At 47.8% G+C, this 20,410-nt stretch carries 14 protein-coding genes, 3 rRNA genes and 1 riboswitch; of the genes, 15 read left to right on the forward strand and 2 right to left on the reverse strand.

All coding sequences use genetic code 11. The annotated features are described in order from the left end of the window. Positions 1–3: 3 nt before the first annotated feature. The 9 genes from NSQ58_RS17725 (at position 4) to NSQ58_RS17765 (ending at position 12,269) form a co-directional block, all read left to right on the forward strand. Positions 4–942, forward strand: a complete 939-nt coding sequence (locus NSQ58_RS17725; RefSeq protein WP_053324647.1) for an NADP-dependent oxidoreductase — start codon at positions 4–6, stop codon at positions 940–942. Positions 943–982: 40 nt separating this feature from the next. After that, positions 983–1,372: a hypothetical protein gene (locus tag NSQ58_RS17730; RefSeq protein WP_341057946.1), complete on the forward strand. Its 390-nt coding sequence runs from the start codon at positions 983–985 to the stop codon at positions 1,370–1,372. Between the two features lie 223 nt (positions 1,373–1,595). Then, complete coding sequence (locus NSQ58_RS17735) at positions 1,596–2,966, forward strand: NCS2 family permease (RefSeq protein ID WP_023987039.1); 1,371 nt, start codon at positions 1,596–1,598, stop codon at positions 2,964–2,966. A 449-nt stretch (positions 2,967–3,415) separates the two neighbouring features. Next, positions 3,416–4,971, forward strand: a 16S ribosomal RNA gene (locus NSQ58_RS17740). 404 nt (positions 4,972–5,375) lie between these two features. Then, positions 5,376–8,300: ribosomal RNA gene (locus NSQ58_RS17745) — 23S ribosomal RNA — on the forward strand. 144 nt (positions 8,301–8,444) lie between these two features. Further along, positions 8,445–8,561, forward strand: a 5S ribosomal RNA gene (gene rrf / locus NSQ58_RS17750). Together the 16S, 23S and 5S rRNA genes form the textbook arrangement of a ribosomal RNA operon. Positions 8,562–8,775: 214 nt before the next feature. Continuing rightward, positions 8,776–9,768, forward strand: a complete 993-nt coding sequence (locus tag NSQ58_RS17755) for a ketoacyl-ACP synthase III (RefSeq protein ID WP_341057947.1) — start codon at positions 8,776–8,778, stop codon at positions 9,766–9,768. A 129-nt stretch (positions 9,769–9,897) separates the two neighbouring features. Next, positions 9,898–12,033: a DNA topoisomerase III gene (locus NSQ58_RS17760; RefSeq protein WP_341057948.1), complete on the forward strand. Its 2,136-nt coding sequence runs from the start codon at positions 9,898–9,900 to the stop codon at positions 12,031–12,033. Positions 12,034–12,131: 98 nt separating this feature from the next. Beyond that, positions 12,132–12,269, forward strand: a complete 138-nt coding sequence (locus tag NSQ58_RS17765) for a hypothetical protein (protein ID WP_023987042.1) — start codon at positions 12,132–12,134, stop codon at positions 12,267–12,269. A 184-nt stretch (positions 12,270–12,453) separates the two neighbouring features. Here NSQ58_RS17765 and NSQ58_RS17770 read toward each other — a convergent pair whose 3' ends face one another. Together NSQ58_RS17770 and NSQ58_RS17775 are read right to left on the reverse strand one after the other, a co-directional pair. Continuing rightward, a complete protein-coding gene (locus tag NSQ58_RS17770) occupies positions 12,454–13,614 on the reverse strand; it encodes a type II asparaginase (RefSeq protein WP_339201454.1) in 1,161 nt (386 codons plus the stop codon). A 345-nt stretch (positions 13,615–13,959) separates the two neighbouring features. Beyond that, positions 13,960–14,088: a DUF4023 family protein gene (locus tag NSQ58_RS17775; protein ID WP_023987044.1), complete on the reverse strand. Its 129-nt coding sequence runs from the start codon at positions 14,086–14,088 to the stop codon at positions 13,960–13,962. Between the two features lie 191 nt (positions 14,089–14,279). On the opposite strand from NSQ58_RS17775, the gene NSQ58_RS17780 reads away from it, so the two are divergent. From NSQ58_RS17780 to NSQ58_RS17805, 6 genes are all read left to right on the forward strand, one after another. Then, positions 14,280–14,543, forward strand: a complete 264-nt coding sequence (locus NSQ58_RS17780) for a DUF1294 domain-containing protein (protein ID WP_023987045.1) — start codon at positions 14,280–14,282, stop codon at positions 14,541–14,543. Between the two features lie 147 nt (positions 14,544–14,690). After that, a complete protein-coding gene (locus NSQ58_RS17785; protein WP_023987046.1) occupies positions 14,691–15,125 on the forward strand; it encodes a universal stress protein in 435 nt (144 codons plus the stop codon). A 350-nt stretch (positions 15,126–15,475) separates the two neighbouring features. Next, a riboswitch (purine riboswitch) is annotated at positions 15,476–15,577 on the forward strand. A 148-nt stretch (positions 15,578–15,725) separates the two neighbouring features. Next, complete coding sequence (gene purE / locus NSQ58_RS17790; RefSeq protein WP_023987047.1) at positions 15,726–16,211, forward strand: 5-(carboxyamino)imidazole ribonucleotide mutase; 486 nt, start codon at positions 15,726–15,728, stop codon at positions 16,209–16,211. Continuing rightward, positions 16,208–17,383 (forward strand): 5-(carboxyamino)imidazole ribonucleotide synthase, encoded by a 1,176-nt coding sequence (gene purK, locus NSQ58_RS17795; protein ID WP_341057949.1) that lies wholly within the window; start codon positions 16,208–16,210, stop codon positions 17,381–17,383. Before purE ends, purK begins: the two co-directional genes overlap by 4 nt. Positions 17,384–17,385: 2 nt before the next feature. Next, on the forward strand, positions 17,386–18,684 hold the full coding sequence (gene purB / locus NSQ58_RS17800; RefSeq protein ID WP_013308794.1) for an adenylosuccinate lyase: 1,299 nt from the start codon (positions 17,386–17,388) through the stop codon (positions 18,682–18,684). An 800-nt stretch (positions 18,685–19,484) separates the two neighbouring features. Next, on the forward strand, positions 19,485–20,366 hold the full coding sequence (locus NSQ58_RS17805) for a phosphoribosylaminoimidazolesuccinocarboxamide synthase (RefSeq protein ID WP_053324650.1): 882 nt from the start codon (positions 19,485–19,487) through the stop codon (positions 20,364–20,366). The last annotated feature ends 44 nt before the right edge of the window (positions 20,367–20,410 follow it).

A 20,410-nucleotide genomic window follows, 5' to 3' on the forward strand; every position in this document is an offset into this window, starting at 1 on the left:
AATATGAAAGCCATCGTTATAGATCAGTATGGAAGCAAGGATGAATTGAAAGAAAGAGAAGTGGCTACTCCTACACCACAGGCTCATCAGGTTGTAGTCAAAGTGGCGGCTACCTCCATCAATCCAATTGACTGGAAGCTGCGTGAAGGTTACTTAAAACAAATGATGGATTGGGAGTTCCCGATTATTTTAGGCTGGGATGTAGCCGGCACTATTTCGGAAGTAGGCAGCGAGGTCACCGATTGGAAAGTGGGAGATGAAGTGTTTGCACGCCCGGACACCACACGGTTCGGTACCTATGCCGAGTATACCTTGGTGGATGATCACCTGCTGGCACGTAAACCTGCCACAATTTCTTGGGAGGAAGCCGCTTCTGTACCTTTGGCGGGGTTGACTGCTTGGCAGGCGCTCTTTACACATGGTCAACTGACCAAAGGGGAGAAAGTATTAATCCACGCAGGTGCAGGTGGCGTAGGCATGTTTGCTATCCAGTTTGCCAAACAGGCCGGAGCCTATGTCATTACTACAGCCAGTGAGCGTAATCATGAATTGCTTGCTTCATTGGGAGCCGACCAAATCATTGACTATCGTACAACTCGTTTTGAGGAAGTTTTATCTGATGTGGACGTGGTGTTCGATACGATGGGTGGGGATGTTCAGAAGAATAGCTTTAAGGTAATGAAAAGGGATACCGGACGGATCATATCCATTGTCAGCAATTTTGACGAAGAGCTGGTGAAGGAGTACAACGTAACGGCCAAAAATATATGGCTGGAGCCCAACGGACAGCAACTACAGGAAATTGCCGATCTGTTGGAGCAAAAGAAAGTAAGATCGGTAGTAGGAGCTACGTTTCCTTTTTCACAAAAAGGTTTGTATGACGCACACGCTTTAAGCGAAACTCACCACGCTGTCGGTAAAATTGCAATAACCTTCTCATAAGGACGCATACACATATACAGCACGAAAGGAATTGCACACGATGAAGATTTTAGAAGAATATTTTCACTACTATGATTTAGCAAAAGATGACGAGAAGAGTAGAGAACGATTAATTAGCCTTTTTTCTGAGAAGATTGAGTTTGTATTGAATGGTGATCGAAAACAAGGTGTGAGCAGTTGGAAAAGCTTCTTGAATATGTTCTTTGAGGGATCGCTCGAAATCAAGCATATGTATGAAGGTTGGAAACCTGTACCCAGAGAACCTGATACTTATCAAACCAAATGGGCAGTGTGTGGTAAAAAAGCAACAGGCGAAGTTTATACACTTACTGGAGTGGACAAGGCCCGGCTGGATGCGGAAGGTAAGATCGTTTATCTGGAAAATATACCAGACACAGCGAATGCCTTTGATAAGTACAAAAATCTCTGATTCCTCTAAATCATAACCCGTCAGCTGAATAATAGCTTGCGGGTTTTCTGTTTTCCGAACAATACATATGTGTTCAATTTGTAACATTCGCTTTTTCTGTTGACAAGCAGTAGGTGAGAGCCTAAAATAACGAATGTAATAATATAGCGCATATGAATGCGAATATTACTTCAAACGAACGATAACAATACGAGTATGCTTTGCGTAGGAGGAATTACGACTCATGGAGCGTTTCTTTAAATTAAAGGAACATGGCACGAACGTCCGCACAGAGATTATTGCGGGGATTACTACTTTTATGACCATGGCTTATATTCTGGTGGTCAACAATACTTTTTTAGGTCCGACTGGAGCAGGTATGCCCAGTGAAGCTGTCTTTTTTGCGACGGCGGTAGGTGCAGGTTTGGTTACCATACTGATGGGTTTATTCGTTAATGTGCCGATCGGCATGGCGCCGGGTATGGGCTTGAATGCTTATTTTATGACTGTAGTCCTGAGTTCCAATGGCATGATTACTTGGCAAGCGGCACTTGGCGCTGTATTTATATCCGGTATCGTCTTTCTGATTTTAACCGTGACACGAGTAAGACAGATGCTGCTTGTTGCAGTTCCGGAAAATTTAAAGACAGCCATCACAGTGGGTATCGGCTTGTTTATTACGATTGTCGGCTTCAAGCTTTGTAATCTGGTTATGGTGAGTATCGTTCCAGGGACAGATGTTGGTCAACCGGTTCCGGGTCATGCTTTTAATTTGATTCTGGGAAGTCTGGTACATCAAAAGGATGCACTGCTGGCGCTAATCGGATTGCTTATTATCGCAGCACTGATGGTCGTTCGGGTCAAAGGTGCATTGCTGATTGGAATCGTAGCTACTACATTAATCGGTATTCCGATGGGAGTAACAAATCTGAGTAGCTTGACAACAGGCAACTGGATTCCTGATTTCAGTAATTTGGCTGTAGGTCAGTTAGACTTGAAAGCAGCTTTGCATATTGGTCTGTTTGATATCATTTTCATTTTCACATTTGTAGAGTTGTTTGATACTTTCGGTACCTTGGTAGGTACAGCTACACGCGCGGGTATAATGAAAGATAAGAAAAAAGGCGAGAAAATTATCGGTAAAGCGATGCTGGTGGATGCTGTTGGCGTAAGTACCGGCGCAGTATTGGGTACAAGTACGATTACAGCATTCGTAGAAAGCTCCGCAGGGGTAGAAGAAGGCGGACGTACCGGACTGACTGCTGTAACGACAGGTGTTCTGTTCTTGTTGGCCCTGTTTATTGCACCATTGGCTCTGGTTGTGCCTTCTGCCGCTACTGCTCCAGCTCTGATTATCGTTGGGGTCCTAATGATGAGTCAGGTTCGCAACATCGACTGGGATAACTTCCTGTTGGCATTTCCTGCATTTTTGACCATCGTGCTAATGCCTTTCACAGGTGGAATCGCGAATGGTATCTCTGCTGGTATTCTGTCTTACGTTGTGCTGGCTGTGTTCAGTAATCTGTTTACCAGCAATAAAGTTAAAATTCACTGGCTCATGTGGGTGCTTGCTATTATTGTAGTGATCCGCTTTGCCTTTATGGGCTCCGAATAATCAGTAGATATAGAACACAGAACCTCTTTCCTGTTGCTTAAGGGAAGAGGTTCTTTTTTTGTAGTTAGACGCAGATAGATACAAAGAAGCTATTATATAGAAGGAAAACGAATAATAAATAAAGCATTGTGAAATCTTATCTAATAAATGCTTGCAATAGGGATATGCATATGGTATATTCTAATTCCGGCCAAGAAGTACAATGTTGCGAGCGAGTGTTACAAAAAAAGATTTCAAAAAAATGCTTGCAAAGTTGGTTCGGACATGATATGATATAAGAGTTGATGAAGTGACAAGCTAAATCAACGAAAAAGAATGTTTGATCTTTGAAAACTGAACAACGAGTGAGTAAAATGATTTTGTTCGCAAAATCAAACAAGAGATATTTTTATCTCGTCAGTTTCAAAATGAGCTTATCGCTCTTTCTATAAACCAACTTCGGTTGGTCTTTAATGGAGAGTTTGATCCTGGCTCAGGACGAACGCTGGCGGCGTGCCTAATACATGCAAGTCGAGCGGGGTTGATTAGAAGCTTGCTTCTAATCAACCTAGCGGCGGACGGGTGAGTAACACGTAGGCAACCTGCCCACAAGACAGGGATAACTACCGGAAACGGTAGCTAATACCCGATACATCCTTTTCCTGCATGGGAGAAGGAGGAAAGACGGAGCAATCTGTCACTTGTGGATGGGCCTGCGGCGCATTAGCTAGTTGGTGGGGTAAAGGCCTACCAAGGCGACGATGCGTAGCCGACCTGAGAGGGTGATCGGCCACACTGGGACTGAGACACGGCCCAGACTCCTACGGGAGGCAGCAGTAGGGAATCTTCCGCAATGGGCGAAAGCCTGACGGAGCAACGCCGCGTGAGTGATGAAGGTTTTCGGATCGTAAAGCTCTGTTGCCAGGGAAGAACGTCTTGTAGAGTAACTGCTACAAGAGTGACGGTACCTGAGAAGAAAGCCCCGGCTAACTACGTGCCAGCAGCCGCGGTAATACGTAGGGGGCAAGCGTTGTCCGGAATTATTGGGCGTAAAGCGCGCGCAGGCGGCTCTTTAAGTCTGGTGTTTAATCCCGAGGCTCAACTTCGGGTCGCACTGGAAACTGGGGAGCTTGAGTGCAGAAGAGGAGAGTGGAATTCCACGTGTAGCGGTGAAATGCGTAGATATGTGGAGGAACACCAGTGGCGAAGGCGACTCTCTGGGCTGTAACTGACGCTGAGGCGCGAAAGCGTGGGGAGCAAACAGGATTAGATACCCTGGTAGTCCACGCCGTAAACGATGAATGCTAGGTGTTAGGGGTTTCGATACCCTTGGTGCCGAAGTTAACACATTAAGCATTCCGCCTGGGGAGTACGGTCGCAAGACTGAAACTCAAAGGAATTGACGGGGACCCGCACAAGCAGTGGAGTATGTGGTTTAATTCGAAGCAACGCGAAGAACCTTACCAGGTCTTGACATCCCTCTGACCGGTCTAGAGATAGACCTTTCCTTCGGGACAGAGGAGACAGGTGGTGCATGGTTGTCGTCAGCTCGTGTCGTGAGATGTTGGGTTAAGTCCCGCAACGAGCGCAACCCTTATGCTTAGTTGCCAGCAGGTCAAGCTGGGCACTCTAAGCAGACTGCCGGTGACAAACCGGAGGAAGGTGGGGATGACGTCAAATCATCATGCCCCTTATGACCTGGGCTACACACGTACTACAATGGCCGGTACAACGGGAAGCGAAATCGCGAGGTGGAGCCAATCCTAGAAAAGCCGGTCTCAGTTCGGATTGTAGGCTGCAACTCGCCTACATGAAGTCGGAATTGCTAGTAATCGCGGATCAGCATGCCGCGGTGAATACGTTCCCGGGTCTTGTACACACCGCCCGTCACACCACGAGAGTTTACAACACCCGAAGTCGGTGGGGTAACCCGCAAGGGAGCCAGCCGCCGAAGGTGGGGTAGATGATTGGGGTGAAGTCGTAACAAGGTAGCCGTATCGGAAGGTGCGGCTGGATCACCTCCTTTCTATGGAGAATCGTTTCCTGCAATGGAAACATTCAAATAAGCAGGTACAATGTACCTGCGACCGGATATTCAATTCGGTTCATCACGTTCGTGTGAATGAAATGAATATCCTTAAATTACTCACTCGTTGCTCAGTTTTGAGAGCTCAAACTCTCAAGCTTCGACGAATGTTTCATTCACACATCCGTGTGGAACCGAAATATTCATCGGGTTTCGCTTCGAAGAAGCGAATTGCACCTTGAAAACTGGATACCGAAACGAAATTGCGTTTTAGAATATTCCTTTAAGCTGATCTTGTGTAAACAAGTGAAATAAAGGTAGCAGGTAAGGAAAGATCTTTTGCCTTTGGCAAAAATCATTCTTTATCGAACATCGACATTTTCTTTCTTTGAAAGAAAAGTCTAGGTTAAGCTACAAAGAGCACACGGAGGATGCCTAGGCGCCAGGAGCCGACGAAGGACGTGGCGAACAACGATAAAGCCTCGGGGAGCTGTAAGCAAGCTTTGATCCGGGGATGTCCGAATGGGGAAACCCGGCTGTCTTCATCGACAGTCACTTTCTGCTGAATACATAGGCAGAATAGAGGCAGACCAGGGGAACTGAAACATCTAAGTACCCTGAGGAAGAGAAAACAATAGTGATTCCGTCAGTAGCGGCGAGCGAACGCGGATTAGCCCAAACCAAGGAGCTTGCTCCTTGGGGTTGTGGGACGTCTCACATGGAGTTACAAAGGAACCGGTTAGATGAAGAGGTCTGGAAAGGCCCGCCAGAGAAGGTAAAAGCCCTGTAGTTCAAAACTTGTTCTCTCCGAGACGGATCCCGAGTAGTGCGGGGCACGTGAAACCCCGTATGAATCCGGCAGGACCATCTGCCAAGGCTAAATACTCCCTGGCGACCGATAGTGAAGCAGTACCGTGAGGGAAAGGTGAAAAGCACCCCGGAAGGGGAGTGAAATAGATCCTGAAACCGTGTGCTTACAAGAAGTCAGAGCCCGATCTATGGGTGATGGCGTGCCTTTTGTAGAATGAACCGGCGAGTTACGTTCCCGTGCAAGGTTAAGGTGAAGAGCTGAAGCCGCAGCGAAAGCGAGTCTGAATAGGGCGAATGAGTACGTGGACGTAGACCCGAAACCGGGTGATCTACCCCTGTCCAGGGTGAAGGTGCGGTAACACGCACTGGAGGCCCGAACCCACGCATGTTGAAAAATGCGGGGATGAGGTGGGGGTAGCGGAGAAATTCCAATCGAACCCGGAGATAGCTGGTTCTCCCCGAAATAGCTTTAGGGCTAGCCTCGGAAATAGAATCGTGGAGGTAGAGCACTGATTGGGTGCGGGGCCCGCAAGGGTTACCAAGCTCAGTCAAACTCCGAATGCCATAGATTTAGTTCCGGGAGTCAGACAGTGAGTGCTAAGATCCATTGTCGAAAGGGAAACAGCCCAGACCATCAGCTAAGGTCCCCAAGTGTGTGTTAAGTGGGAAAGGATGTGGAGTTGCACAGACAACCAGGATGTTGGCTTAGAAGCAGCCACCATTGAAAGAGTGCGTAATAGCTCACTGGTCGAGTGACTCTGCGCCGAAAATGTAACGGGGCTAAACACACCACCGAAGCTATGGCTTGATGCAATGCATCAGGGGTAGGGGAGCGTTGAATGCGGGTTGAAGGTGTACCGTAAGGAGCGCTGGACTGCATTCAAGTGAGAATGCCGGTATGAGTAACGAAAAGATCTGTGAGAATCAGATCCGCCGAAAGCCTAAGGGTTCCTGAGGAAGGTTCGTCCGCTCAGGGTAAGTCGGGACCTAAGGCGAGGCCGATAGGCGTAGTCGAAGGACAACAGGTCGAAATTCCTGTACCACCGTAATCCGTTATGAGCGATGGGGTGACGCAGTAGGGTAGTGACGCGGACTGATGGATGTCCGTCTAAGCAGTGAGGCTGGTGTGTAGGCAAATCCGCACATCGTAAGGCTGGGCTGTGATGGGGAGCGAAAATTATAGTAGCGAAGGTCATGATCTCAGACTGCCAAGAAAAGCCTCTAGCCAGGAGAAGGTGCCCGTACCGCAAACCGACACAGGTAGGCGAGAAGAGAATTCTAAGGCGCGCGGAAGAACTCTCGTTAAGGAACTCGGCAAAATGACCCCGTAACTTCGGGAGAAGGGGTGCCTCGGTAGGGTGAATAGCCCGAGGGGGCCGCAGTGAAAAGGCCCAAGCGACTGTTTAGCAAAAACACAGGTCTGTGCGAAGCCGCAAGGCGAAGTATACGGGCTGACGCCTGCCCGGTGCTGGAAGGTTAAGGGGAGTGGTAAGCCTTCGGGCGAAGCTATGAACCGAAGCCCCAGTAAACGGCGGCCGTAACTATAACGGTCCTAAGGTAGCGAAATTCCTTGTCAGGTAAATTCTGACCCGCACGAATGGCGTAACGACTTGGGCGCTGTCTCAACGAGAGATCCGGTGAAATTTTAATACCTGTGAAGATGCAGGTTACCCGCGACAAGACGGAAAGACCCCATGGAGCTTTACTGCAGCTTGATATTGAATTTGGGTACGATCTGTACAGGATAGGTGGGAGCCGTAGAACTTTGAGCGCCAGCTTGAAGGGAGGCATCCTTGGGATACCACCCTGATCGTATCTAGGTTCTAACTTGGTACCGTGATCCGGTGCGAGGACAGTGTCAGGTGGGCAGTTTGACTGGGGCGGTCGCCTCCTAAAGAGTAACGGAGGCGCCCCAAGGTTCCCTCAGAATGGTTGGAAATCATTCGAAGAGTGCAAAGGCAGAAGGGAGCTTGACTGCGAGACCTACAAGTCGAGCAGGGACGAAAGTCGGGCTTAGTGATCCGGTGGTACCGCATGGAAGGGCCATCGCTCAACGGATAAAAGCTACCCTGGGGATAACAGGCTTATCTCCCCCAAGAGTCCACATCGACGGGGAGGTTTGGCACCTCGATGTCGGCTCATCGCATCCTGGGGCTGAAGTAGGTCCCAAGGGTTGGGCTGTTCGCCCATTAAAGCGGTACGCGAGCTGGGTTCAGAACGTCGTGAGACAGTTCGGTCCCTATCTGTCGTGGGCGTAGGAAATTTGAGAGGAGCTGTCCTTAGTACGAGAGGACCGGGATGGACGTACCGCTGGTGTACCAGTTGTTCCGCCAGGAGCACCGCTGGGTAGCTATGTACGGAAGGGATAAGCGCTGAAAGCATCTAAGCGTGAAGCCCCCCTCAAGATGAGATTTCCCAGTATGTAAGACCCCTTGAAGACGACGAGGTAGATAGGTTGGGGGTGGAAGTGCAGTAATGCATGGAGCTGACCAATACTAATCGGTCGAGGGCTTATCCTAAATAAAACGCAAATGAGTTTCGGATCCAGTTTTCAGGGTGTAAGTTTTGTATTGTATAAGCTCAAGTAGCTTATATGAAACAAGCGAACACACAGCATTTGGCGATGCTGATTCCTGTTAAAGAATTTACGATGTAAATTCATGTTTGGTGGCGATAGCGGAGGGGTTCCACACGTACCCATCCCGAACACGACCGTTAAGCCCTCCAGCGCCGATGGTACTTGGACCGCAGGGTCCTGGGAGAGTAGGACGTCGCCAAGCAACAAACAAAAGAGACCATGATCTTCAGAAGATCATGGTCTCTTTTTTGCGTTAAAAGGCAGAGGGATTTTATTTAAAGTGAGTTTGTTATAAGTTCAACTGGATAAGTGGATATTAACTAGTAAATAAGAAGACGTTTTTAAAATAATTTAGTACCAGGTATTAGTATCTGGTGTTATAATGTGAATAAGGATTACAAAGGAGAGTGATCAGATTGTTGGATTCAAAAGCTAAGCTTACGGCCTTTGGCACTTATGTGCCTGAACGCATTTTGACAAACGCCGACTTGGAGAAGCTTGTGGACACTAGTGACGAGTGGATTGTACAAAGAACGGGTATGCGTGAAAGACGAATTGCGGCTGAAGATCAATATGTATCTGATTTATGTATACAAGCTATTACACGTATGATTAACCTATACGACGTAAATATAAACGATGTTGAGATGATCATTGTAGCGACTAGTACACCTGATTACTACTTTCCAAGCACGGCTTCACGTATTCAGGCTCATTTTGATATTCCGAATACGGGGTCAATGGATATTAGTGCAGCATGTGCAGGTTTTTCCTATGGACTTCATTTGGCAAATGGCCTTATTACGAGTGGTCTGCATCGTAAGGTGCTAGTAGTGGGAGCCGAAACGTTGTCCAAAATTACAGATTATACGGATCGGACGACGTGTATACTTTTTGGAGACGGTGCAGGAGTTGCCCTTGTTGAATATGACGAGGATGAAGGATCATTTTTAACTTCTGATATAGGTACTTATGGGCATGGGGGAGCACATCTTTACCGTGTGGGATTATCTGATCATTTGGATGGAGAGAAGCTGCAAGACCATGGATTTATTGCTCAAAATGGACGTGAGGTTTATAAATGGGCTGTTCGCTCTGTTCCAACGGGAATCGAACGATTATTGGATAAGGCAAATATGAAGAAGGAGGATCTTGACTGGTTTGTCCCTCATAGCGCTAATTTGAGAATGATCGAGTCCATATGTGAAAGAAGTACAGTACCTTTGGAAAAAACGCTGACCAGCGTAGAGTTGTATGGTAATACATCGGCGGCATCCATCCCGTTGGCTTTGCAGTGTGGTTTGGATGATGGACGTTTACGGTATGGACAACATGTGTTGTTATATGGATTTGGGGGAGGCCTCACCTATGCGGGTCTGCTATTAAAATGGAGTGTGCCTGATTTGTAAGTTATCCTAACCGATGTAGAAGCAATAGCAATAGTATGTAGGATCATGTTAATAAGAGCCGTTGGCATTAGAATTTATCGTAAGATGGCAGGATGGTATAATTAACACTATGAGAGAAAGGAGCGTAACATGAAGGTATTGGTATTGGCAGAAAAACCGTCCGTGGCCAGAGAGATTGCACGTGTGATGGGTAGCCGCGAGAAGCATAAAAGTTATATAGAAGGACCCCAGTACGTGGTGACGTGGGCACTGGGACATTTGGTCGGCTTAGCAGAGCCGGAGGATTACGATTCTAAGTATGCGACCTGGAATTTGGAGGACCTGCCTATTCTTCCGAAGAGTTCAAAGTTAAAGGTGCTGCGCGAAAGTAATCATCAGTTCAAAGCTGTGCAGCAGCTCATGAAGCGGCAGGACATTGGAGAGCTTATCGTGGCAACAGATGCTGCTCGTGAAGGAGAATTGTTGGCACGCTGGATCATCCAAATGGCAAACTGGAAAAAGCCCTTCCGGCGCTTATGGATCTCCTCGCAGACGGACAAGGCGATTAAGGCAGGTTTTGCAAAGCTATTGCCTGGTCAGCAGTTTGATCGTTTATATGAATCGGCTCGCTGTAGAGCTGAAGCAGACTGGATGATTGGTCTCAATGTAACTCGCGCGTTGACTTGTCGTTATAACGCCCAACTTTCGGCTGGAAGAGTGCAGACGCCAACGCTGGGGATGATTATGGAGCGTGAGAAAGAAATTACCGAATTCCGTTCTCAGGAATATGATACTTTGACGGCGGATTTCGGCGATTTTCAGGCAACTTGGCGGGCAGAGAGCGGGGATTCACGCATGTTTGACCGCACTCAAGCAGAGGCTTTGCGCCGCAGGCTTGAGGGGGCCAAAGGCACAGTTGCGAGTGTTAAAAAGAGCGAAAAGAACGAGCCTCACCCGCTAGCGTATGATTTAACGGAGCTGCAAAGAGATGCTAATCAGCGCTATGGCTTTTCGGCTAAACAGACGTCTAATCTGCTTCAGCGTCTGTATGAACAGCATAAGCTGGTGACCTATCCACGTACGGACAGCCGTTATCTGACATCCGATATGGTGGACACACTTAAGGAAAGGCTCAGTAGTGTAGCAGTAGGTCCATATGCTTCCTTGGCACGTCCGCTATTGCGTAACAACCTACCAATCACAAAGCGAATTGTGGATGACAGTAAAGTCACGGATCATCATGCGATTATTCCTACTGAGCAGACATTATTGCTTAATCAGTTGAGCCCAGAGGAACGTAAACTGTATGATCTGATTGCACGACGTTTTATCAGTCTATTCTATCCACCTGCACGTTATGATGCTGTAGCCGTATCAGTAACGGTGGAGCAGGAGACGTTTCAGGTAAAAGGCACAACGGTAAAAGATAGCGGATGGCGTGCTGTATATGACGCGAACCATTATGATATGGATGATGAAGAAGCAGAGGATCGGGAAAACAATGGACAAGGCGTTATTTTACCTGAGCTGCAAAAAGGAGATTCAGTCCGGTTACAACGTTGTCTTGTACGAGCTGGGCGAACGATGCCGCCGAAGCGGTATACAGAAGCAGCCCTGCTCGCTCAGATGGAAAAGCATGGACTGGGTACTCCTGCTACCCGTGCCGATCTGATTGAGAAGCTTGTCAGCTCGGATACGATTGAGCGTCAGGGGAACGTGATGCATCCCACAGGGAAAGGTAAGCAACTGATTGAACTGGCGGCTCCACAGCTAAGAACGCCCGAACTGACGGCACGTTGGGAAGCGGAGCTGGAACGGATTGCTCGTGGTCAAGGACAACCGGAACCGTTTTTGAATTCTATTCGTGCTATGGCGAAAGAGTTGGTTTCCACTGTAAAAAATAGCAGTGCGGAGTACAAGCCCCACAACGTGACGAATAGTCATTGTCCTGATTGTGGTACAAAGCTGTTGGAGAAGAAGGGGAAGAAAGGAAAGTTCCTTGTATGTCCAAGTGCGGATTGCGGTTACCGTCGTTCAGGGGAAAAACGTTTGTCCAATCGACGTTGTCCGCAGTGTCATAAGAAAATGGAAATGAAAGAGGGCAAGGCAGGGCTATATGTAAGATGCCTGCCCTGCGGCATTACTGAGACGTTGGATACGGACAAGCAACGGGTAAACAAACGGGAACAGCAAAAGCTAGTAAGGAAATTTGAAAAACAAGAATCTTTTGGCTCCAGTTTGGGTGATTTGCTAAAAGCAGCGATGGAACAAAAGCAGGGCAAATAACGGATGACCAAAAGTGCTGTAGTCAACATAATCAGCAGGTATACGTCGGTATAAAAACGATCACTCCTTGGCATGGTAATCCGAGGAGGTGAGTATTTATGCCCAAGCATAAGTCGCTTAAAATCAATAATCAGCAAAATAAATCAAGTATTCTGGAGGAAGAAATCGCTCCTCATCCAGAGAAGCAAGCGAAATATCCTCCAAGCTTGAATGGGATTCCCAAACAGCAGTCTTGATGCTACATGGGAGGAACAACGAATTACTGTTTAAGACCAAGACGATTGGATATCAGATGAAATAGTTACTAATGCTAGAATTGTCTCGCAAAAAAAAGAAGCAGCAGTTACGGTGGTCAACCGTAATCGCTGCTTCTTTTTCATAATAAAGATGATCTATTTATTTGATTTGGGATGACTGCTTTTAATATTCATTAAAAAAGGATTGAATTTGGTTAACATCGTGTGTTTGGGTCAAAGCAAGCATGAGCAAAATCCGTGCTTTTTGCGGATTAAGCGAATCGGTCGACACAAAGTTCGATGCCGCGTCTTTTGTTGACGGGGACACAACTCCACTTCCCACGCGGCTGGAGCGGGCAATGATCACTCCTTTTTTACCTGCGGCCTCTGCGCCCTCTGAGGAGGTCTTGGACAAGGAACCATTACCGGAACCAGCTACGACAATACCCTTGGCACCAGCTGCTACGGCTGCATCATATAGATAGCGACCATTGTTTTGATACTCGTATAAAATATCTACTTGCGGCAGTTGAGTCAGGTTAGAGATGTCGAATACAGAAGAAGTCGTATGCTTGTGCGTGGATTTGTTGTAGTAGTACACTTGATCACCCACAACAGCTCCAAGGTATCCCTGCTCCACAGACTTGAACGTATCGACTGCTGTTGTGTTTGTTTTAGTAATATATCTTGCTGCACCGATACGGTCGTTCAGCAGGACGAGTACACCCTGACCTTTAGAGGCCGAAGCCCCGGCGACTTTCACTGCATTATACAGGTTGAAGGGACCATCGGCACTGATGGCAGTAGCTGGACGCATAGAGCCAACGACAACTACTGGCTTATCGCTTTTGATAACAAGATTGAGGAAATAAGCGGTTTCTTCTAATGTATCTGTGCCATGTGTAATGACAATGCCGTCTACATCGTCTCTGGCAAGCAGTTCATTGGTACGTTTGGCAAGTTTTAAGAGGATCTCATTATTAACGTCGGGGCTACCTACATTAACAACTTGCTCACCACTGACATTTGCAATACTTTTCATCTCAGGAACGGCATTGATCAGAGTTTCCACACCTAACGCTCCTGCTTTGTAGCCGGTCGTATCCGTATTGACGGAAGATGATCCTGCAATGGTCCCTCCCGTGGCAAGTATTTTAATATTGGGTAAATGATTGGTTTGAGGATTTGCGGATTTGTCCGACGTTGTAGTGGCAGAAGTAGGTGCAGTTGTGCTGGTTGTAGCTGCTGCCGCAGCGTTGGCGGTAAATCCACCACTCCACAAGGTACTTCCGAGAATAAAGCTAGCCAACAGGGGAATCATCGTCATTTTTTTCATGTTAGTCATATAAAGCTCCTCTCCAATCTTAAACCTCAAATATTAATGATAGATTAACTGACAAATAATTTGTCGAATTACGTTAATATCACGAATTATAGGGTGTAAAATTGTTTTTAGTCAACACTTATGTTAGGGAATGTGACTTTAGAACTTGTTTATTATAAATGTAATCGATTTCAAAAAAATATTTGCAAAAACAACAAGCAGATATCTCATAAGGAGTCTGCTTGCTGTTATTGTGGAAGCTAAACAACGGAGTTTACCTTGTACTCAATTCTCAGGAAAAGCTGCAAGGTTAAGTGATACTATACGTTAATAACGTGGCTATACAGCTTAATACAGATTCCTTGATCAAGGATTGTTGGTATGCTGTTTTGTCGGCAAGCTGGCGCTGGGAGTTCCTTTTCCTCGTTTGCGGTTGCGTTCTGCCTTTTTTGCATTTTCTCGCAGCTTTTCAACGTATTCATGGGTGCTTTCCATCGTAGTCCCTCCTTTAAGACGAAATAGATGCACTCGGGGATCGCCCTTATGCCACCTTACTATTTCCGCAAAAGCACTATCCAAGTCAGGGGAGGCGTTGTTTCTGTAAAAGGGGTGGGGTTATAATGAGGGGGGAGCGCTATATAAGGCCTAATCCTGAACTTGGTAGGTGTGCAAAAGGAGGAGAGACATTGCAGACAGGCTTGTTGGTATGGCTGCTGTTTATCAATGCAGTAGGCTATCTGGTAATGTCGGAAGATAAAAAGAGAGCACGTAAACATCGCGATCGTGTACCTGAACGGACGTTGTTTTTCCTGGCCCTGATCGGGGGAGCATTAGGCGTTCTAATTGCCATGTACCGTAAACGCCATAAAACACGGCATATGAGCTTCAGATTAGGTATTCCTGCGTTGCTATTCATAAACGCATTGCTGTATGGGTATTTTTTGCGGTAAAGGGGAGGAGTTTAGGTTCTCATAGGGAAGTTTAATGATGAGTGAGAAGACTACTCCAGCCATCCAGTGATGACATGGCATGAACAACAACAGGAATACATATTTATGCTTTGAATCAACAAACTGAATGAGGAAGAGGTGCGTATTATGCTATTTTCAAAAATATTGCTTGCTTATGACGGTTCGGATGCATCCAACAAGGCTTTGTTGAAGGCGACTGAATTGGTCAAGGCATCACCGTCCTCGCAGCTTGAGGTGGTAACAGCATTTGATTTTCCGCGGATTTTTATGGGCGAGGGTTTGGCTCCTATTCCAGCTTCGGTGAATAAAGAATATTACGATTTGGCCGAACAAACTACGGATGAAGTTAAAAAGCGGCTTGCTGAGCAGGGCGTAGATGCCAAGGTGGAGCTCATTCAAGGTTCGCCAGCCGAAGTCATTTTGGATTATGCCAATGAGAATGACTTCGATGTGATTGTGATTGGTAGCCGCGGTTTAGGTGGTATCCGTGAATTCGTATTGGGTAGCGTAAGCCACAATGTGGTGCAGCATGCGCGTATTCCTGTGTTGGTCGTAAAATAACTGAATAAAAAAGTAAAAGTCGGTTTACTGCCTGTATAGGGAGTGCCGACTTTTATTTTTGTCAGTGAAATGCGGTGCGCTCGCTGTTATCAGGATAGGTGAGAGATAGCTAAATGTAATACAATAGTCCTGACCTATGGGTATATAAGGGTGTTGATTTTGTTAAACACGAACATTCTATTGTATGTTTATTATAATGTTCGTTTTCAAGTTGACATAAGGTGTAGGGAATTGTTAAACTAGGAAGTGTATTGTCGATAAAAAATGAACTTAAGGTGCAATTTAATAAGGTACACATGTTTGAGCCGAAACTGACCACGATCATACTTGTAAAGAATATCGTTGGGTATGGAATAGGCACAATGCTAACTCGTATAATGCCGGGGATATGGCCCGGAAGTTTCTACCTGGAAACCTTAAATTTCCGGACTACGGGAGACATACGGCTGAAGCCGCATTGGATGCGGTGGAAGAGGCTTGCTTTTGGCATGCCTTTAAGAGGCTCTGTCGTTTGTTTTTTCGTAGTCCGGTGTCTTGAAAATAACGTTATTTTCGAGTGCCGGATTTTTGGCGCTTATTGATAAACAGGGAGTGAAGGACATGTCAGTGCAGGTCGCTGTCATTATGGGCAGCACATCAGACTGGGACACCATGCAGCATGCATGTGCTGTGCTGGACGAGCTTGAAATCGGATATGAGAAAAAAGTAGTTTCAGCCCATCGTACACCGGATTTAATGTTTCGTTTTGCAGAAGAGGCCGCCGGGCGTGGACTAAAGGTCATTATTGCTGGAGCGGGTGGGGCTGCGCATCTGCCAGGGATGGTGGCTGCGAAGACATCCTTGCCGGTCATTGGTGTGCCTGTTCAGTCGAAGGCTCTGAACGGTCTGGACTCCCTGCTCTCCATTGTGCAGATGCCGGGTGGTATTCCGGTTGCCACTGTGGCAATCGGTAAGGCAGGTGCTACGAATGCAGGGCTGCTGGCAGCACAAATATTAGGCGCTTTTGACGAAAAGATAAGCCAACGGGTTTTGGCGAGACGCGACCGTATCCGTGATGAGGTGCTGGAAGGCAGTGACTCGCTATGAATGGGGCAGGTGAACCCACAGGCCGTATCCGACCTCCTGGTACAACGATTGGACTTTTGGGAGGCGGGCAATTAGGAAGAATGCTTGTACTGGCGGGAACCAATCTAGGATATCGCTTTGTGACACTGGACCCTACACCGGATAGCCCATGTGGACAGGTGTCAGAACAAATCCGCGCTGCCTATGATGATGAGCATGCAGCCAGAGAGCTGGCTGAGCGATGCGATGTGATCACGTATGAGTTTGAAAATGTGGACGCGGGTGTGGCTGCACTTTTGGAACAGGAATCCAGCGTTCCGCAAGGCAGCAGTCTTTTGTACACAACGCAGCATCGTCTGAGAGAGAAGCGTTCTATTGAAGCTGCTGGTGTCCCTGTCGCTCCGTATCGTGAAATCAGCAGTCTTGCGGATATGGTTCAAGCGGTAGCTGAACTGGGTGTACCGTGTGTGCTCAAGACAGCAGTCGGTGGTTATGATGGCAAGGGACAAGTGGTCATTCGCCAACCGGAGGAAGCCACGGCTGCCTACGAACAACTGGCAGGAGGCGGTGCGGAACTGGTATTGGAACAGTTCATCCGTTTTCGCTGCGAAATCTCGGTGATTGTAGCTCGCAGCACGAACGGTGAAGCCAAAGCCTTTCCACCTGCCGAAAACATTCACGTGAACAATATTTTGCACACGTCGATTGTGCCTGCGCGTGTGCCAGAACCTGTCCAGGAGGAAGCACGCAAGTTGGCGCTGGCTGTGGCAGAGTCGCTGGGTGCGGTGGGACTGCTCGCTGTGGAGATGTTTGTCACCGAAGATGGACAATTGTACGTTAATGAGTTGGCACCACGACCGCATAACTCCGGCCATTACACGATGGAGGGATGCGCGACGTCGCAATTCGAGCAGCACATACGTGCGATTTGCGGTTTACCCTTGGGCAGCACGAAGCTGCTGACTTCCGTCGTGATGGTCAATGTGTTAGGTGAGCATTTGGAGGACGTGGTTCGGCGGTTTGCGCAATCGGATGTTGAAGCTGAAAGATTGGATGTTGTACCCAAGCTGCATTTGTATGGAAAAAGTGAAGCCAAGCCAGGCCGAAAGATGGGACATATTAATCTATTGTGCCAGGATGCGGAACAAGCGCTGGAATGGATTGAACAAACCAATATTTGGGGGAATAAATAGTCATGATCGAACGCTATAGCAGACCGGAAATGAGAGCGATTTGGACGGAAGAAAATAAATTTAAAGCGTGGCTGGAAGTAGAGTTGTGTGCCTGTGAAGCTTGGGCGGAATTAGGAGTTATTCCCAAAGAGGATACTGTGGCTCTGCGTAAGAATGCAAGTTTTGATATTGAACGGATCTATGAAATTGAGCAGGAGACAAGACATGATGTCATTGCTTTTACCCGCACGGTGTCCGAAAGTCTTGGAGACGAGCGCAAATGGGTACATTATGGTTTGACTTCCACAGACGTAGTTGATACGGCACTGGGCTACCTGTTAAAGCAGGCGAATGAAATCCTGGAACGTGATATCTTGAATTTTATTGAAATTTTGAAGGAAAAGGCATTGGCTTACAAGCATACACCGATGATGGGACGTACACACGGAGTACATGCTGAGCCAACAACGTTTGGACTGAAGATGGGATTGTGGTACGAGGAAATGAAGCGCAATCTGGAACGTTTTCGTTTTGCGGCTGACCAAGTACAATACGGTAAAATGTCCGGTGCAGTGGGAACATATGCCAACATTGACCCGGCTGTAGAAGAATTTGTATGCCGCAAGCTGGGCACCAAGCCTGCACCGATTTCTACACAGACGCTACAGCGCGACCGTCATGCCGAATACATGGCAACATTGGCGTTGATCGCCACATCGTTGGACAAATTTGCTACAGAAGTCCGTGCTCTGCAAAAGAGTGAGTTCCGTGAGGTGGAAGAAGCCTTTGCCAAGGGTCAAAAAGGATCTTCCGCGATGCCGCATAAACGCAATCCGATCGGAAGTGAAAACATCTCCGGTCTGGCACGCGTGATTCGTGGGCATATGGTATCGGCGTATGAGAACGTAACCCTGTGGCATGAACGCGACATTTCGCATTCTTCCGTAGAACGCATCATTCTGCCGGATGCAACGATGCTGTTGAACTACATGCTGAACCGTTTTGGTAATATCGTAAAAAATCTGACGGTCTTCCCTGAAAATATGAAGCGCAATATGGCCCGTACGTACGGCGTACCGTTCTCCGGTCGTATTATGACCAAGCTGATCGACAAAGGCTTTAGTCGTGAAAAAGCTTACGATACTGTGCAGCCGCGTGCTATGCAGGCGTGGGAAGAGCAACGCCAATTCCGCGAAATCGTCGAGGCGACCCCGGAAATTACTGCCGTGCTCAGCGCAGACGAAATCGAGGACGCGTTCAACCCAGCCTGGCATCTGAAGAACGTGGATACGATCTTCAAAAAGCTGGGATTAGGGGAGTAGGAGGGAATGTTGGTGCGTGGTGAGGCCGCTGCGCGAACGGATCATTCTTCCGATTGCTGTTGCCCCTGGATTCCTGTGATTGTATAAGACCAGATATTGGTTGGAATCCAGAGGCAAAGGCAAGCGCTAACGCTTCTCCAGAACGATTCCGTCCGCTCCGCTGCTTCCAGCACCAACCTTCATGAGGGAGCAGAACTAGGGGTGGTGCGGCACATAAGATGCCGCACCACCCCGAAGAACGATAGAAAAGCGTGTTCCACTGCTTTTCTATCGCAAAGCAACGTGCTCGTGAGGGCTGCCGAATTTGCGTAGCAAACAGCCCGCGGCCCTCACGAGCACGCGCAGGCTCAAGAAGCGAAGCCTTAAGCCACCGTATCCGTGCGCATGCGTAGCATATGCGCACAACAGGCGAAGCCCAATGCTCGCTGCACGGCATGCCGAGCTACGGCCACGGGCAGAATGGTTTGGCGGTATGTAGACGCTGAACCACGGTCGAGCTGTAAGCGGCATAAAACTTGTCGCTTAGAGTCGGAAGCGTTAATACATTGTTAGTACGTAAAAACGTCGATCTGTACTAACGTAAAAGCGTTGCTGGATGAAAGCTTGTGCCAACAAGCCTTCATCCAGCGGAACGCGCTCACTCCACCGTAGCTCCAGTAACCCGCCATCCCCTGCTCACTAGCCAACCCTTGCGGGAGTCCCGAGGGCAGCAGCCCTGGGGGTCCTCCCTGAGGGGAGGATTTAGGAGGGGCAAGGTTGATTTAGGAGGGGGAATACTCTTTTGAAAGAGGTGTAATGAAATGTCATTGTCTACTGCCGAAGGTCTGATCCATGCGCCGCTCTTGTACAAAGGCAAGGTGCGTGAACTGTATGATCTCGGAGAGCATTTTCTGATTGTCGTGACGGACCGAATTTCGGCTTTTGATTATGTGTTAGAGCCGCCCGTGCCCGAAAAGGGGAACGTGCTGAATAAACTCAGCGCTTTCTGGTTTGAGCAGACGAAAGACTTGTTGGAAAACCATGTCGTGCACACCGATGTGAACAAGCTCGGGCATGTGATCGACGAACAGAATAAAGAGTTGCTGAAGGACCGTATCATGGTCACGCTGAAGGCTGAACGCATCGACATTGAGTGTGTGGTGCGCGGATATATTACCGGAGGCGGCTGGCGTCAGTATGAGCAGAACGGTGAGGTGAACGGCATTCCATTGCCAGAGGGGTTGCGTAAAAATGAGCGCTTTCCCGAGCCTTTATTTACACCGGCTGCAAAAAATGATGTTGGACACGACGAGGACATTTCTCTCCATCAGATGAAAGAGCTGGTCGGGGTTGAATTGACAGGCGAGCTTGAAGAAAAAAGCCTGGCGTTGTACGAATTTGCACGTGCTTTCTGTGAGAAGCGGGGGATTATTTTAGCCGATTGCAAGTTTGAGTTTGGTCTTGTTAACGGTAAGGTGATTTTGATTGACGAAATTTTCACTCCAGATTCATCCCGTTTTTGGGCGCAGGAAAAGTATGAGCTGGATGTTGAGATTGACAGCATGGACAAGGAGCCGGTACGAAGCTATTTGGCATCATCCGGTTGGGACAAGAATAGCAAGCCCGATCCGTTGCCTGCTGAGGTCGTAGAAGAAACAACTGCAAGATATACGGATATTTGGCGGCGTCTGACGGCACAGTAAATAGTAATCATAATTCAACCAATAGGATTCACTCATTCGGAGGA

Origin of the sequence: Paenibacillus sp. FSL M7-0134, from assembly GCF_038007865.1 — a bacterium.
Lineage (GTDB): Bacteria > Bacillota > Bacilli > Paenibacillales > Paenibacillaceae > Paenibacillus > Paenibacillus polymyxa_B.

Excerpts from the sequence above, each read along its gene's own strand:
- NSQ58_RS17730 (WP_341057946.1), top strand. The coding sequence starts at position 983 with ATGAAGATTTTAGAAGAATATTTTCACTACTATGATTTAGCAAAAGAT.
- purK (WP_341057949.1), top strand. The coding sequence starts at position 16,208 with ATGAATGGGGCAGGTGAACCCACAGGCCGTATCCGACCTCCTGGTACA.
- purB (WP_013308794.1), top strand. The coding sequence starts at position 17,386 with ATGATCGAACGCTATAGCAGACCGGAAATGAGAGCGATTTGGACGGAA.
- NSQ58_RS17765 (WP_023987042.1), top strand. The coding sequence starts at position 12,132 with ATGCCCAAGCATAAGTCGCTTAAAATCAATAATCAGCAAAATAAATCA.
- NSQ58_RS17775 (WP_023987044.1), bottom strand. The coding sequence starts at position 14,088 with ATGGAAAGCACCCATGAATACGTTGAAAAGCTGCGAGAAAATGCAAAA.
- NSQ58_RS17735 (WP_023987039.1), top strand. The coding sequence starts at position 1,596 with ATGGAGCGTTTCTTTAAATTAAAGGAACATGGCACGAACGTCCGCACA.
- NSQ58_RS17785 (WP_023987046.1), top strand. The coding sequence starts at position 14,691 with ATGCTATTTTCAAAAATATTGCTTGCTTATGACGGTTCGGATGCATCC.
- NSQ58_RS17725 (WP_053324647.1), top strand. The coding sequence starts at position 4 with ATGAAAGCCATCGTTATAGATCAGTATGGAAGCAAGGATGAATTGAAA.
- NSQ58_RS17760 (WP_341057948.1), top strand. The coding sequence starts at position 9,898 with ATGAAGGTATTGGTATTGGCAGAAAAACCGTCCGTGGCCAGAGAGATT.
- NSQ58_RS17770 (WP_339201454.1), bottom strand. The coding sequence starts at position 13,614 with ATGACTAACATGAAAAAAATGACGATGATTCCCCTGTTGGCTAGCTTT.
- NSQ58_RS17805 (WP_053324650.1), top strand. The coding sequence starts at position 19,485 with ATGTCATTGTCTACTGCCGAAGGTCTGATCCATGCGCCGCTCTTGTAC.
- purE (WP_023987047.1), top strand. The coding sequence starts at position 15,726 with ATGTCAGTGCAGGTCGCTGTCATTATGGGCAGCACATCAGACTGGGAC.